The sequence below is a fragment of the Pseudomonas sp. TAE6080 genome, assembly GCF_018732265.1.
Taxonomy (GTDB): Bacteria; Pseudomonadota; Gammaproteobacteria; order Pseudomonadales; family Pseudomonadaceae; genus Aquipseudomonas; species Aquipseudomonas brenneri.
Map to the genome: position 1 here is coordinate 89,677 of NZ_JAHIDY010000023.1, position 15,502 is coordinate 105,178.

Annotated in this window: 12 protein-coding genes and 4 tRNA genes; all 16 read right to left on the minus strand. The window is 55.8% G+C overall.

The window, feature by feature from the left end; all coding sequences use genetic code 11:
• Positions 1–16 precede the first annotated feature (16 nt).
• The 16 genes from rpsL to birA all read right to left on the minus strand — a co-directional run bounded on the left by rpsL (position 17) and on the right by birA (position 15,320).
• Entirely contained in the window at positions 17–388 is a 372-nt protein-coding gene (gene rpsL / locus KL786_RS17975; protein WP_002555494.1) for a 30S ribosomal protein S12, read from the minus strand.
• A gap of 216 nt (positions 389–604) precedes the next feature.
• Complete coding sequence (gene rpoC / locus KL786_RS17980) at positions 605–4,804, minus strand: DNA-directed RNA polymerase subunit beta' (RefSeq protein WP_215518469.1); 4,200 nt, start codon at positions 4,802–4,804, stop codon at positions 605–607.
• A gap of 64 nt (positions 4,805–4,868) precedes the next feature.
• The gene (rpoB, locus tag KL786_RS17985; RefSeq protein ID WP_090292184.1) at positions 4,869–8,942 is read right to left on the minus strand and encodes a DNA-directed RNA polymerase subunit beta; all 4,074 of its coding nucleotides are present in this window, start codon (positions 8,940–8,942) and stop codon (positions 4,869–4,871) included.
• 219 nt (positions 8,943–9,161) lie between these two features.
• Positions 9,162–9,527 (minus strand): 50S ribosomal protein L7/L12, encoded by a 366-nt coding sequence (rplL, locus tag KL786_RS17990; protein WP_003176432.1) that lies wholly within the window; start codon positions 9,525–9,527, stop codon positions 9,162–9,164.
• Positions 9,528–9,605: 78 nt separating this feature from the next.
• Entirely contained in the window at positions 9,606–10,106 is a 501-nt protein-coding gene (gene rplJ, locus KL786_RS17995; RefSeq protein WP_032861608.1) for a 50S ribosomal protein L10, read from the minus strand.
• A 199-nt stretch (positions 10,107–10,305) separates the two neighbouring features.
• A complete protein-coding gene (rplA, locus tag KL786_RS18000) occupies positions 10,306–11,001 on the minus strand; it encodes a 50S ribosomal protein L1 (RefSeq protein ID WP_003176434.1) in 696 nt (231 codons plus the stop codon).
• On the minus strand, positions 11,001–11,432 hold the full coding sequence (gene rplK / locus KL786_RS18005) for a 50S ribosomal protein L11 (protein ID WP_003210097.1): 432 nt from the start codon (positions 11,430–11,432) through the stop codon (positions 11,001–11,003). Before rplK ends, rplA begins: the two co-directional genes overlap by 1 nt.
• Positions 11,433–11,549: 117 nt before the next feature.
• On the minus strand, positions 11,550–12,083 hold the full coding sequence (gene nusG / locus KL786_RS18010; protein ID WP_003176436.1) for a transcription termination/antitermination protein NusG: 534 nt from the start codon (positions 12,081–12,083) through the stop codon (positions 11,550–11,552).
• A gap of 9 nt (positions 12,084–12,092) precedes the next feature.
• A complete protein-coding gene (secE, locus tag KL786_RS18015) occupies positions 12,093–12,461 on the minus strand; it encodes a preprotein translocase subunit SecE (protein ID WP_029299242.1) in 369 nt (122 codons plus the stop codon).
• 45 nt (positions 12,462–12,506) lie between these two features.
• Positions 12,507–12,582: transfer RNA gene (locus KL786_RS18020), tRNA-Trp, on the minus strand.
• 158 nt (positions 12,583–12,740) lie between these two features.
• Positions 12,741–12,816: transfer RNA gene (locus KL786_RS18025), tRNA-Thr, on the minus strand.
• Between the two features lie 26 nt (positions 12,817–12,842).
• Positions 12,843–12,916, minus strand: a tRNA-Gly gene (locus KL786_RS18030).
• A gap of 24 nt (positions 12,917–12,940) precedes the next feature.
• Positions 12,941–13,025: transfer RNA gene (locus KL786_RS18035), tRNA-Tyr, on the minus strand.
• Between the two features lie 142 nt (positions 13,026–13,167).
• A complete protein-coding gene (locus KL786_RS18040; protein WP_215518472.1) occupies positions 13,168–13,614 on the minus strand; it encodes a hypothetical protein in 447 nt (148 codons plus the stop codon).
• Positions 13,615–13,621: 7 nt separating this feature from the next.
• On the minus strand, positions 13,622–14,371 hold the full coding sequence (locus KL786_RS18045) for a pantothenate kinase (protein WP_215518470.1): 750 nt from the start codon (positions 14,369–14,371) through the stop codon (positions 13,622–13,624).
• Complete coding sequence (gene birA / locus KL786_RS18050) at positions 14,361–15,320, minus strand: bifunctional biotin--[acetyl-CoA-carboxylase] ligase/biotin operon repressor BirA (RefSeq protein WP_215518471.1); 960 nt, start codon at positions 15,318–15,320, stop codon at positions 14,361–14,363. The genes KL786_RS18045 and birA overlap by 11 nt, the downstream gene beginning before the upstream one ends.
• Between the last annotated feature and the right edge of the window lie 182 nt (positions 15,321–15,502).

Consider the following 15,502-nt stretch of genomic DNA (forward strand, 5'->3'; position numbering starts at 1 on the left):
TTACAAAAAGCCGCTACTACTTAGGCTTCTTGGTACCGTACTTCGAACGACCCTGGTTACGACCTTTAACGCCGGAAGTATCCAAGGAGCCGCGTACGGTGTGGTAACGAACACCTGGCAAGTCTTTTACACGACCGCCGCGGATCAGTACCACGCTGTGCTCTTGCAGGTTGTGGCCTTCACCGCCGATGTACGAGGAAACCTCGAAACCGTTGGTCAGGCGCACACGGCATACTTTACGCAGTGCCGAGTTAGGTTTTTTCGGCGTGGTGGTATACACACGGGTGCATACGCCACGACGTTGCGGGCAGTTCTGCAGCGCAGGCACGTCGGATTTCTCGACGATACGCTTACGCGGCTGACGTACCAGCTGGTTGATAGTTGCCATCTACTAGCTCCACTGTTGTCTTGCGACGCTATTGTCTTGCAAGAAAAGCAAAATGGCAGGAACGAATTCCCGCCAAATTTAGGGGTACAAGAGTCTAAAGAGGATCTTGCCCCCAGTCAAGGCAAGGCCCCGACCTCCCCCTCCATCGAAACCCGACAAAACTGTCTTGTTCCGACGAACGGGGCTGCCAGGGCCCGGTCTTATTTATCGCAGAACTCAGTTACCGCTAGAGTTCAGCGCTTCGGTCAGTGCAGCTTCCACTTCACTGGCGCTTACGCGCAGCGGCTTGTCGAGTTCACGGCGACGCTTGCGCTCGCTGTGGTAGGCCAAGCCGGTACCGGCTGGGATCAGACGACCCACAACCACGTTTTCTTTCAGGCCGCGCAGGTAATCGCGCTTGCCGGTTACCGCCGCTTCGGTCAGTACGCGAGTGGTTTCCTGGAAGGAAGCCGCCGAGATGAACGATTCGGTGGACAACGACGCCTTGGTGATACCCAGCAGAACACGAGTGAACTTGGAGACAAACTTGTCTTCCGTGCTCAGACGCTCGTTTTCTACCAGTACGTGAGTCAGTTCCATCTGGTCGCCCTTGATGAAACTCGAATCGCCGGATTCAGCGATTTCAACTTTACGCAGCATCTGACGCAGGATGGTCTCGATGTGCTTATCGTTGATCTTCACGCCCTGCAGACGGTAAACGTCCTGGATCTCGTTAACGATGTACTTGGCCAGCGCACTCACACCCAGCAGACGCAGGATGTCGTGTGGATCGCTCGGGCCGTCGGAGATAACTTCGCCGCGGTTTACCTGTTCGCCTTCGAAGACGTTCAGGTGACGCCACTTCGGAATCAGCTCTTCGTACGGATCGGTACCGTCGTTCGGGGTAATGACCAGACGGCGCTTGCCCTTGGTCTCTTTACCGAACGCGATGGTGCCGCTGACTTCAGCCAGAATCGACGCTTCTTTCGGACGACGAGCTTCGAACAAGTCGGCAACACGCGGCAAACCACCGGTGATGTCGCGGGTCTTCGAAGTTTCTTGCGGGATACGCGCGATAACATCACCGATCGCGATCTTCGCACCATCCGCTACACCGACCAGGGCGTTGGCTGGCAGGAAGTACTGAGCGATAACGTCAGTGCCTGGCAGCAACAGATCCTTGCCGTTGTCATCGACCATCTTCACGGCAGGACGGATGTCTTTACCGGCAGCTGGACGATCTTTGGCGTCGAGTACTTCAATGTTGGTCATACCGGTCAATTCGTCAGTCTGACGCTTGATCGTGATGCCTTCTTCCATGCCCACGTAGGTCACGGTACCTTTCATTTCGGTAACGATTGGGTGAGTGTGCGGATCCCACTTGGCCACGATTGCGCCAGCGTCGACCTTGTCACCTTCCTTAACCGAAATCACAGCACCGTACGGCAGCTTGTAACGCTCGCGCTCACGACCGAAGTCATCAGCGATTGCCAGCTCACCGGAACGGGACACAGCAACCAAGTGGCCATCCACTCGCTCAACGTGTTTCAGGTTGTGCAGACGGACAGTACCGCCATTCTTCACCTGAACGCTGTCAGCCGCGGAGGTCCGGCTTGCCGCACCACCGATGTGGAACGTACGCATGGTCAGCTGGGTACCCGGCTCACCGATGGACTGGGCAGCGATAACGCCGACCGCTTCACCGATGTTCACCTGGTGACCACGAGCCAAGTCACGGCCATAGCACTTGGCGCAGATGCCGTAGCGGGTTTCGCAGCTGATCGGCGAGCGAACAATCACTTCGTCGATGCTGTTGAGTTCGATGAACTCGACCCACTTCTCATCTACCAGGGTGCCGGCAGGAACGATAACTTCCTCGGTACCTGGCTTGAATACGTCACGGGCAATAACACGACCCAATACGCGCTCACCCAGCGGCTCTACAACGTCACCGCCTTCAATATGCGGAGTCATCAGCAGGCCGTGCTCGGTGCCGCAATCGATCTCGGTCACAACCAGATCTTGTGCAACGTCTACCAGACGACGAGTCAGGTAACCGGAGTTAGCGGTTTTCAACGCGGTATCCGCCAGACCTTTACGAGCACCGTGCGTGGAGATGAAGTACTGAAGTACGCTCAAACCTTCACGGAAGTTCGCAGTAATCGGCGTTTCGATGATGGAACCGTCCGGCTTGGCCATCAGGCCACGCATACCGGCGAGCTGACGGATCTGCGCAGCAGAACCCCGTGCGCCCGAGTCGGCCATCATGTACATCGAGTTGAAAGACTCTTGATCGACTTCGACGCCATGACGGTCGATGACTTTCTCTTTCGAGAGGTTGGCCATCATCGCCTTGGACACTTCGTCGTTGGCCTTGGACCAAAGGTCGATCACTTTGTTGTACTTCTCGCCCTGGGTTACCAGGCCCGAGGCGTACTGGCTCTCGATCTCTTTCACTTCGTCAGTGGCAGCACTGATGATGCGGGCTTTTTCATCCGGGATAACGAAGTCGTTAACACCGATGGAAACGCCGGAAATGGTCGAGTAAGCAAAACCGGTGTACATCAACTGGTCAGCGAAGATCACGGTCTCTTTCAGACCAACCACGCGGTAGCACTGGTTGATCAGCTTGGAGATCGCCTTTTTCTTCATCGGCAGGTTGACGACGTCGTAAGACAGGCCTTTTGGCACAACCTGGTACAACAGCGCACGGCCGACAGTGGTGTCGACGATACGAACGTTGCTCACGCTGCCGCCGTCACGGTCGTTGACGGTTTCGTGGATCCGCACCTTGACCTTGGCGTGCAGTGCGGCTTCGCCGGCACGGAACACACGGTCAACTTCTTGCAGGTCAGCGAACACACGACCTTCGCCCTTGGCGTTGATCGCTTCACGGGTCATGTAGTACAGACCCAATACAACGTCCTGCGACGGAACGATGATTGGCTCACCGTTGGCTGGCGACAGAATGTTGTTGGTCGACATCATCAACGCACGCGCTTCCAACTGGGCTTCCAGTGTCAGCGGTACGTGCACGGCCATTTGGTCGCCGTCGAAGTCGGCGTTGTACGCAGCACAGACCAGAGGGTGCAGCTGGATAGCCTTACCTTCGATCAGTACTGGTTCAAACGCCTGGATACCCAGACGGTGAAGGGTCGGTGCACGGTTGAGGAGAACCGGGTGTTCGCGGATCACTTCAGCAAGAACGTCCCAAACCTCTGGCAGTTCGCGCTCGACCATTTTCTTGGCCGCTTTGATGGTGGTCGCGAGACCGCGCATTTCGAGCTTGCCGAAGATGAACGGCTTGAACAGCTCCAGCGCCATCTTCTTAGGCAGACCGCACTGGTGCAGACGCAGGGTCGGGCCTACGGTAATTACCGAACGACCGGAGTAGTCAACACGCTTACCGAGCAAGTTCTGACGGAAACGACCCTGCTTACCCTTGATCATGTCAGCCAGGGATTTCAGAGGACGCTTGTTGGAACCAGTGATAGCGCGGCCACGACGACCGTTGTCGAGCAAGGCGTCGACAGCTTCCTGCAACATACGCTTTTCGTTGCGCACGATGATGTCCGGAGCGGACAGATCAAGCAGGCGCTTCAAGCGGTTGTTACGGTTGATCACGCGGCGGTACAGGTCGTTGAGGTCGGACGTCGCGAAACGACCACCGTCCAACGGTACCAGCGGACGCAGGTCTGGCGGCAGAACCGGCAGAACGGTCAGCACCATCCACTCTGGCAGGTTGCCGGAACCCTGGAAGGCTTCCATCAACTTCAGACGCTTGGACAGCTTCTTGATCTTGGTTTCGGAGTTGGTTTGCGGAATCTCTTCGCGCAGACGGCCAATCTCGTGCTCCAGGTCGATAGCGTGCAGCAGTTCGCGGACAGCTTCGGCACCCATGCGGGCATCGAAATCGTCGCCGAACTCTTCCAGCGCTTCGAAGTACTGTTCGTCGTTCAGCAGCTGACCCTTTTCAAGGGTGGTCATGCCTGGATCGATAACGACATAGCTCTCGAAGTAGAGAACGCGTTCGATATCACGCAGGGTCATGTCCATCAGCAAGCCGATACGGGACGGCAGCGATTTCAGGAACCAGATGTGGGCAACCGGCGAAGCCAGCTCGATGTGCGCCATGCGCTCACGACGAACCTTGGCCAGTGCAACTTCAACGCCGCACTTCTCGCAGATCACACCACGGTGTTTCAAGCGCTTGTACTTACCGCACAGGCACTCGTAATCCTTTACCGGGCCAAAGATCTTGGCGCAGAACAGGCCGTCACGCTCAGGTTTGAACGTACGGTAGTTGATGGTTTCCGGCTTTTTAACTTCACCGAACGACCACGAACGGATCATCTCAGGCGATGCCAATCCAATACGGATGGCGTCGAACTCTTCGACTTGACCCTGGTTTTTCAGCAAATTCAGTAGGTCTTTCAAGGCCTTTCCTCCTGGCGGAGCAGAGAGCGGGCTAAATAGCCCCGCTCTCGATTCGCGTCACGTGTTATTCGGTTTCCAGATCGATATCGATGCCGAGGGAACGAATTTCTTTGATCAACACGTTGAAGGACTCGGGCATGCCCGGCTCCATACGGTGATCGCCGTCCACGATGTTTTTGTACATCTTGGTACGACCGTTCACATCGTCCGACTTCACTGTGAGCATTTCTTGCAGAGTGTATGCAGCACCGTATGCTTCCAGTGCCCAGACCTCCATCTCCCCGAAACGCTGACCACCGAACTGAGCCTTACCACCCAGCGGCTGCTGGGTAACCAGGCTGTACGAACCGGTAGAACGAGCGTGCATCTTGTCGTCTACCAAGTGGTTCAGCTTCAGCATGTACATGTAGCCAACAGTAACCGGGCGCTCGAACTTGTTGCCGGTACGGCCGTCGAACAGCTGCATCTGGCCGCTTTCTGGCAGGTCTGCCAGTTTCAGCATGGCCTTGATTTCGCTTTCCTTGGCACCGTCGAACACTGGGGTAGCCATTGGAACGCCACCGCGCAGGTTCTTCGCCAGATCCAGGATTTCCTGGTCGGTGAAGGTGTCCAGCTCTTCGTTGCGACCGCCGATCTCGTTGTAGATCTCGTGCAGGAACTTACGCAGGTCAGCGACCTTGCGCTGCTCTTCGATCATACGGTTGATCTTCTCGCCCAGACCTTTGGCCGCGAGGCCCAGGTGGGTTTCAAGGATCTGACCAACGTTCATACGCGAAGGTACGCCCAACGGGTTGAGGACGACGTCGACCGGGGTGCCATTGGCATCGTGCGGCATGTCTTCAACCGGCATGATCACAGAGACCACACCTTTGTTACCGTGACGACCGGCCATCTTGTCGCCCGGCTGGATGCGACGACGGATTGCCAGGTAAACCTTGACGATTTTCAGCACGCCTGGAGCCAGGTCATCGCCCTGCTGCAGTTTGCGCTTCTTGTCTTCGAACTTGTCGTCCAGCAGACGGCGGCGATCAACGATGTAGGCCTGGGCCTTTTCGAGCTGCTCGTTCAGAGCATCTTCAGCCATGCGCAGTTTGAACCACTGGCCGTGCTCAAGACCGTCGAGGATTTCGTCGGTGATGTCCTGACCTTTCTTCAGGCCGGCGCCGCCTTCGGCCTTGTGGCCTACCAGGGCAGAACGCAGACGCTCGAAGGTCGCGCCTTCAACGATACGGAACTCTTCGTTCAGGTCCTTACGGATCTCGTCGAGCTGGGTCTTCTCGATGGACAGTGCACGAGCATCACGCTCAACACCGTCACGGGTGAAGACCTGTACGTCGATGACAGTACCCTTGGTACCGGTAGGTACGCGCAGGGAGGTGTCTTTAACGTCGCTGGCTTTTTCACCGAAGATGGCACGCAACAGCTTCTCTTCTGGCGTCAGTTGGGTCTCGCCTTTCGGAGTGACCTTACCTACCAGAATGTCGCCAGCGCCAACTTCAGCACCTACGTAAACGATACCAGCTTCGTCCAGCTTGTTCAGTGCAGCTTCACCCACGTTCGGGATGTCTGCAGTGATCTCTTCAGGCCCAAGCTTGGTGTCACGCGCCACACAGGTCAGTTCCTGAATGTGGATCGTGGTGAAGCGATCTTCCTGAACCACACGCTCGGACAGGCAGATGGAGTCTTCGAAGTTGTAACCGTTCCAGGCCATGAACGCGATGCGCATGTTCTGGCCCAGTGCCAGCTCACCCATATCGGTGGACGGACCGTCTGCCATGATGTCGCTGCGCTGAACCCGATCACCCTTACGCACCAGCGGACGCTGGTTGATGCAGGTGTTCTGGTTGGAGCGGGTGTACTTGGTCAGGTTGTAGATGTCGACACCGGCTTCGCCAGTTTCAACTTCGTCATCGGCAACACGAACCACGATACGGCTGGCATCAACAGAGTCGATCACGCCGCCACGACGAGCCACGACGCAAACGCCGGAGTCACGAGCTACGTTACGCTCCATGCCGGTACCTACCAGCGGCTTGTCGGCACGCAGGGTGGGTACAGCCTGACGCTGCATGTTGGAACCCATCAACGCACGGTTGGCGTCATCGTGTTCCAGGAACGGGATCAGCGACGCTGCGACCGAAACTACCTGCTTGGGCGACACGTCCATCAAGGTGACGTCTTCCGGCGCCTTGACGGTGAACTCGTTCAGGTGACGAACAGCTACCAGCTCGTCGATCAGGACTTTCTTGTCGTTCATCGTGGCCGAAGCCTGAGCGATCACGTGATCAGCTTCTTCGATGGCGGACAGGAAGACGATCTCGTCGGTGACCAACGCGTCTTTCACCACACGGTACGGGCTTTCCAGGAAGCCGTACTGGTTGGTGCGCGCATAGGCCGCCAGGGAGTTGATCAGGCCGATGTTCGGACCTTCCGGCGTTTCGATCGGGCATACACGACCGTAGTGCGTCGGGTGTACGTCACGAACTTCAAAGCCAGCACGCTCACGCGTCAGACCGCCCGGGCCCAGTGCAGAAACACGGCGCTTGTGGGTGATCTCGGAGAGCGGGTTGTTCTGGTCCATGAACTGCGAGAGCTGGCTGGAACCGAAGAACTCTTTCACCGCCGCAGCCACTGGCTTGGCGTTGATCAGGTCTTGCGGCATCAGGCCTTCGCTTTCAGCCATCGACAGACGCTCTTTGACCGCACGCTCAACACGTACCAGGCCAACGCGGAACTGGTTCTCGGCCATTTCGCCTACGCAGCGAACACGACGGTTACCCAAGTGGTCGATGTCATCGACGATGCCTTTGCCGTTACGGATGTCGACCAAGGTCTTCAGGACCGCAACGATGTCTTCCTTGCACAACACGCCCGAACCTTCGATCTCGGTACGACCGATACGACGGTTGAACTTCATCCGGCCTACAGCAGACAGGTCATAGCGCTCTGGGCTGAAGAACAGGTTGTTGAACAGGGTTTCGGCAGCGTCTTTGGTTGGTGGCTCGCCAGGACGCATCATGCGATAGATCTCGACCAGCGCTTCCAATTGGTTGCTGGTGGAGTCGATCTTCAGGGTGTCGGAGACGAACGGACCGCAGTCGATATCGTTGGTGTACAGGGTCTCGATGCGAACAACCTGGGCCTTGGCGATTTTTGCCAGGATCTCGGTGTTCAGCTCGGTGTTGCACTCAGCCAGGATTTCGCCTGTAGCCGGGTGAACGATGACCTTGGCGGTGGTGCGACCCAGGACGTAGTCCAGAGGCACGTCCAGCGACTTGATACCGGCCTTTTCGATCTGGTTGATGTGGCGCGCAGTAATACGACGGCCAGCTTCAACAATGACCTTGCCCTTCTCGTCCTGAATATCCAGGACCGCAATTTCACCACGCAGACGCGAAGCAATCAGCTCCAGGCTGAGGGTTTCATCCTTCAGGCTGAATACGTTGGTGGTGTAGAAGGCGTCCAGCACTTGCTCAGTGGTATAGCCGAGCGCGCGCAGCAGTACCGAGGCCGGCAGCTTGCGACGACGGTCGATACGCACGAACACGCAGTCTTTCGGGTCGAACTCGAAGTCCAACCACGAACCACGGTACGGAATGATCCGCGCGGAGTACAGGAGCTTGCCGGAGCTGTGCGTCTTGCCGCGGTCGTGGTCGAAGAACACGCCCGGGGAACGGTGCAGCTGGGAAACAATTACACGCTCGGTACCGTTGATAACGAAGGTACCGTTCTCAGTCATCAATGGGATTTCGCCCATGTAGACTTCTTGCTCTTTGATGTCCTTGATCGCTTTGTTCGACGATTCTTTGTCGAAAATGATCAGGCGGACTTTTACCCGCAAAGGTACGGCGTACGTAACACCGCGCAACACGCATTCTTTGACATCAAATGCCGGTTCGCCCAGGCGATAACCGACGTACTCCAGCGCAGCATTGCCGGAGTAGCTGATGATCGGGAAAACGGATTTGAAGGCCGCATGCAGGCCCACGTCGCGGAACTGATCTTTGGTCGCTCCCGCCTGCAAGAATTCACGATACGAATCCAGCTGGATAGCCAGAAGGTACGGGACATCCATGACGTCCGGCAACTTGCTAAAGTCCTTGCGGATACGTTTTTTCTCAGTATATGAGTAAGCCATCAGCGTTCCCCAGCTTGGTCACCTGCTTGTTTGGCCCTCCCGACGGGAGCAGCCAGAAAATCTTGCAAACCCCATGGTTTGCACCACCGCATCGGGTGGCTACAGCGCGTTAGTGGCGGCGACCGAGTCGACAGCCAAGAACGGAAAAAGGCCGGTGGCAAGAGCCACCAGCCATCAGCCTTCAGCTTAACGCTTGGGCTGGAGACGCAAGGTCGATGCTTACTTCAGCTCGACTTTAGCGCCTGCTTCTTCCAGAGTAGCTTTGGCTTTGTCAGCGGCGTCTTTCGACACAGCTTCCAGAACCTGGGCAGGAGCGCCGTCAACTACAGCCTTGGCTTCTTTCAGGCCCAGACCGGTCAGTTCACGTACTGCCTTGATCACGTTTACTTTCTTCTCGCCAGCTTCCAGCAGCATGACGTTGAATTCGGTTTGCTCTTCAGCAGCAACAGCAGCAACAGCTGGGCCAGCGGAAGCAGCGGCAGCGGAAACGCCGAATTTTTCTTCGAAAGCTTTGATCAGCTCAACAACCTGCAGAACCGACATTTCAGCTACGGCGTTGAGGATATCGTCTTGGGAGATAGACATTGCTGTATTTCCTGAATTGGGGGACGGCCTACGCGGCCATCGAAATAAACAAAAAAACGCGAGAGAGGTCGCTCAGCCTTAGGCTGCGGCAGCTTCTTTTTGCTCGCGAACTGCGGCCAGAGTACGAGCCAACTTGCTGGTAGCGCCTTGAATCACGCTCATCAGCTGAGAAATAGCTTCGTTACGGGTCGGCAGTGTTGCCAGTACGTCGATTTGGTTAGCTGCGAGGAACTTGCCCTCGAACGCAGCTGCCTTGATCTCGAACTTATCCTGACCCTTGGCGAATTCCTTGAACAAACGAGCAGCAGCGCCCGGGTGATCTTTGGAGAACGCAATCAGGGTCGGGCCGGTGAACACGTCGTTGAGGACACTGTATTCAGTGTCAGCAACAGCGCGCTTGAGCAGGGTGTTACGTACAACACGTACGTATACGCCAGCTTCACGAGCCTCTTTACGGAGTCCGGTCATAGCGCTTACTGTCACACCACGGGCATCAGCCACGACAGCGGACAGAGCAGCTTTGGCAGCCTCGTTGACTTCAGCGACGATGGCCTTCTTGTCTTCGAGATTAATTGCCACGGGTTTAACTCCTGCTTGTTACCGTTTCATCTGGCCTAGGCCGGATGTCGTTTTGGTGTCTGATTCGGTAAGGAACCGGGAGCACCATCTGCGTAGGCTTGATGGTTTAAGACTTGCGTCGCCTACGGTCTTGGATAGCCCCCGCCAGGCAGGGACCCCAATCTTTCAATTGGCGCGATCGCTCACGCCAACGTGTGTCTTATACGTCCAGCGAGCCTTGGTCGATGACCAGACCTGGGCCCATAGTGGTGCTCAGGGTAACGCGCTTGACGTAGATACCTTTCGAGGAAGCTGGCTTGATACGCTTCAGATCAGCGATCAGGGCTTCAACGTTTTCCTTCAGCTTGACGGCGTCGAAGCCGACCTTGCCAACGGAGGTGTGAATGATGCCGTTTTTGTCGGTGCGATAACGAACCTGACCAGCCTTGGCGTTTTTAACCGCGGTGGCTACGTCTGGCGTTACGGTACCGACTTTCGGGTTAGGCATCAGGCCACGTGGGCCCAGGATCTGACCCAACTGACCTACAACGCGCATTGCATCCGGGGAGGCAATAACGACGTCATAGTTCAGGTCGCCGCCTTTCATTTCGGCAGCCAGGTCGTCCATGCCAACGCGATCGGCGCCAGCGGCCAGAGCAGCTTCAGCTGCCGGGCCTTGGGTGAAGACAGCAACACGTACAGTCTTGCCAGTACCGTGTGGCAGCACAGTAGCGCTACGAACGACCTGGTCGGATTTACGTGGGTCAACACCCAGGTTTACAGCAACGTCAACGGACTCGCTGAACTTGACAGTCGACAGCTCGGTCAGCAGGGCAGCAGCGTCTACAAAGTTGTAGGACTTGCCCGCTTCGATTTTGCCGGCGATAGCCTTTTGGCGCTTGGTCAGCTTAGCCATTACACACCCTCCACGTTAAGGCCCATGCTACGAGCAGAACCGGCGATGGTACGCACGGCTGCATCCATATCAGCTGCAGTCAGATCCGCGTTTTTGGTTTTCGCGATTTCTTCCAGCTGAGCACGAGTTACAGTGCCAACCTTAACGGTGTTCGGACGAGCGGAACCGCTAGTCAGACCAGCAGCTTTCTTCAACAAAACCGAAGCCGGGGTCGACTTGGTTTCGAAAGTGAAGCTACGGTCGCTATATACAGTGATGATCACTGGAGTCGGCAGACCTGGCTCAATACCCTGAGTGCGGGCGTTGAAGGCCTTGCAGAATTCCATGATGTTCACGCCGTGCTGACCCAGAGCTGGACCGACGGGTGGGCTAGGGTTGGCCTGAGCGGCCTTCACTTGCAGCTTGATGTAAGCGGTAATCTTCTTGGCCATGAGGCACTCCAATTACGGGTTCAAGCGCCTCGAAAGGCTCCCCGGTTACTTGCGCGTTTATCCCAGTGACGACAAAACCCCACAGCCTAAGGCTGCGGGGTTGGGATGCTTTGTCAGCTAGACCTTCTCGACCTGGCTGAACTCCAACTCTACCGGAGTAGAGCGACCGAAAATGAGCACTGCCACTTGGATCCGGCTCTTTTCGTAGTTAACTTCTTCGACAGTGCCGTTAAAATCAGCAAACGGACCATCAGTGACACGAACAACTTCGCCCGGCTCGAACAATGTCTTCGGCTTCGGCTTGTCGCTACCGTCAGCAACACGACGCAGAATCGCTTCTGCCTCTTTGTCGGTGATCGGCGCAGGCTTGTCAGCGGTACCGCCGATGAAGCCCATCACGCGAGGAGTGTCCTTGACCAAGTGCCAAGTACCCTCATTCATGTCCATCTGTACCAGCACGTAGCCAGGGAAGAACTTGCGTTCGCTTTTGCGCTTCTGGCCATTGCGCATCTCTACCACTTCTTCAGTGGGAACCAGAATTTCGCCGAAGCCATCTTCCATGCCTGCCAGCTTTACGCGCTCTAGCAAAGAGCGCATGACATGCTTCTCGTAACCCGAGTAAGCATGCACAACGTACCAACGCTTAGCCACGGGACACCCTTAGCCAACAATCAAGGAAACAAGCCAGCCGAGCAGGGAATCAAGACCCCACAACAGCAACGCCATAACCAGAACAACAGCCACAACAATCAGCGTGGTCTGCGTGGTTTCTTGGCGAGTTGGCCAAACGACTTTACGTATTTCGGTGCGAGCTTCCTTAACCAGTACGGCGAAAGACTTACCCTTTACAGTCTGCAGACCGATAAACACAGCCACAGCAGCAAGAGCGAGCAATACGAGTACGCGGTACAGGATCGGCGAAGCAGAATAATACTGATTGCCAACAACGCCTACGACCACCAAAGCGACGACAGCGAGCCACTTAACCAGATCGAAACGAGAGCTTTGAGCTTCAGCCTTAGGAGTCATCTATGAAGATCCTGTGAAAAGAAAGCCAGACACACCACGTGAATCTGGCAGGTCAGGAGGGAATCGAACCCCCAACCTACGGTTTTGGAGACCGTCGCTCTGCCAATTGAGCTACTGACCTAAAACAAAATCAGGCCGACCATTATGCAGGCCTGAAAAAGACTTTACAACAACCAACCCCAAGAGACTTGAAACAACCTGATAACACCAGGTAAAACAGAATCAAGCCGAGACAGCTGTTAAAACAAAGGCAGATATTTTCATATCTGCCTTGTTATATGGAGCTCTTGAGCGGATTTGAACCGCTGACCTCACCCTTACCAAGGGTGTGCTCTACCAACTGAGCTACAAGAGCGAAACATCTTGCACAACCTGCAAACTTGGAGCGGGTAGCGGGAATCGAACCCGCATCATCAGCTTGGAAGGCTGAGGTTCTACCACTAAACTATACCCGCGGAGCTTGCAGCTCACGCTAAAAATGGTGGAGGGGGAAGGATTCGAACCTTCGAAGTCGTAGACGTCAGATTTACAGTCTGATCCCTTTGGCCGCTCGGGAACCCCTCCTAAGCGAGCCGGCATTTTACATTACGCCGACCTTCTGTCAAGCATTTTCTCATTAAAAATATGAGGTTAGCTGCGTGACGATCGCTTCACACCAACTTCCCGAAAGGGTCATCACTGTGGAGCGGGCGCCATTCTATGCAAACTATTCGACAGTTGCAATGCCTTCGCACGGCATTATTTTATGTTTTAACTCATTGAATTCATTAGCAAGGCTTTCAAACGGCAGATCGTCAGCCAGGCGGCGACTTTCAGGTGCTACACGCAACCAGAAAGAAGGTGCGCCCGCCGAGACCAACGACTGGATTCGAGCCTTGATATCCAGGCTGATCAGACGCTGCTCAAGGAACTGGGCTTGCTCCTGGCCGGCGAAACCACCGACATACAAGCAACCTGGAGGAACCTCTGGAGCCTTGGGCCGATCGCGACGCGCCACAGCGTCAGCCGACTCGCTCAACAACTGAATATCCTGCTGGGAGCCCCGGTATAGCGCCAAGGGCGTTACATCCTTTGCACGCAAGGGCGCCTCTTGCTGGTGCCAGACGTAATAAAAGACATTGAGGACCAGCAACAACAGAAACAACCAACGCATAAAAACCTCAAGACAAAGGGCATGCCATCGCCAAGCCGACAAATACCAGGTCCGGAACGAAGCGAGCGCCTGGCAAAGCGTCAGCGACCAACTCAGCATCACCACCCGTAAGGAAAACCGAAAAGTCGCTTCCCCAGTAACTGCGGGCCAGTTCCAGTTGCGACTGCGCGAATCCACGCAGCATGAGCGTACAACCCCGCTCAACGGCCTGGGCAGTGGTACGTCCAGGTACAAGGCTTTCCAATGCACGCTCAGCGGCAACATCGTCATAGCGTATTTTTCGAGTATGGGTGCGCAGCTGATTTCTCATCAGCGGCATGCCAGGACAGATAAACCCTCCAAGATGCTCGCCATCTGCCGTGATGAAGTCAGCAGTGGCCGCCGTACCGAAATCAAGTACCAGACATGCTCCAGAGGCTAGCTGGAAGCCTCCAAGCATCGCCAGCCAACGATCCAGCCCCAAACGGGCGTACTCTTCATACCCATTGCGCACACCCGCCATCTCACGCGCTGGCGCAGCACAGCTTATAGAGACACCAAAGGCTGCAACCAACACACCTACCAGGCGATTGGTCTCTTCCTGAGCACGCACACTGACCAATCTGCAGTGCTGCAGTGAAAGACCAGCCAGTGAGTGAAGGCCACCCAGCAACGCCACATCAGAATCAACAACACCTTCAGCAAAAACGGCCGCCTGGCTTGCCTCAAGGACACGCCATTTGATGAAGCTATTCCCACAGTCGAGCTCAAGAATCATCACGCAACCTCAGGCTTAACTCACCGCCACTGTAGATTTTCTCAACACCATTTACCTCAAGACGTAGCGCGCCTTGGCCGTCGATACCCAGCACAACACCGTCTATCTGGTTGACGCCAGCGATCAACGACACCGCCCTACCCTGCCATAGATGATTGCGCTCCCACTCCTCTCGGATGACCGCAAAACCGGAATCCCTATGACGCTCGAGATAAACCTGCAACGCCTGGCTCAGATGAGCGACCAGATGATTTCGATTTACCACGCGGCCCGTTTCTAGCTGTATCGATGTCCACTGCTGATCAACTTCCGCAGCGCCCCGCATGTTTGCGTTGATACCAATACCGAGCACCACGTGGCAAACATCAGCGGGATCCCCTACCAATTCAAGAAGAATGCCCGAAATCTTCTTCGACCCAACAAGAACGTCATTAGGCCATTTCAAACCTGCCCCCTGGACACCAAGATCGCGCAGGGTTTGCATTACTGCCAACCCCACGACGAGGCTCAGGCCTTCAAGCTGTCGCAAACCACCATCGATACGCAGCACAAGGCTGTAGTAAACATTCTGTGCAAATGGACTGACCCACTGACGCCCTCGACGCCCTCTGCCGGCAGTCTGCTGCTCAGAGAGAACCAGAAAGGGCGCCGCTTGCCCCGCATCGATAAGACGTAGAGCCTCGGCATTAGTGGAGTCGATGGTATCGGATATAAAAACCGAACCTGCGCATAGCGGCGACTGCAAGGCGATCTCGTCAGCACTCAGCAGAACCAGCGGAGATGCCAATTGATAGCCTCTACCCCTGACTTTATGAATGGTCAGATCCAGCTCAACCTCCAGATGCTGGAGCTGCTTCCACACAGCACTACGACTGACGCCCAGGGCTGCGCCTAGCGCTTCACCCGAATGGAATCGGCCATCTTTCAGAAGTTTTAACAACGTCAGCATGCAGGTCTCGCCTCACAATGAGGCACGCATGATAGCCATGCGCAGGGCCATTGCATAGAAAGCAAGCTGACAGCTGATAGGGCCGAGCCTTGAGTCTTGCAGCTCAACGCTTGAAGCTTGCCGCTGCCCTTTCCAACCGCCCAAAACAAAACCCCAACTGCTTTCGCAATTGGGGTTTCGGA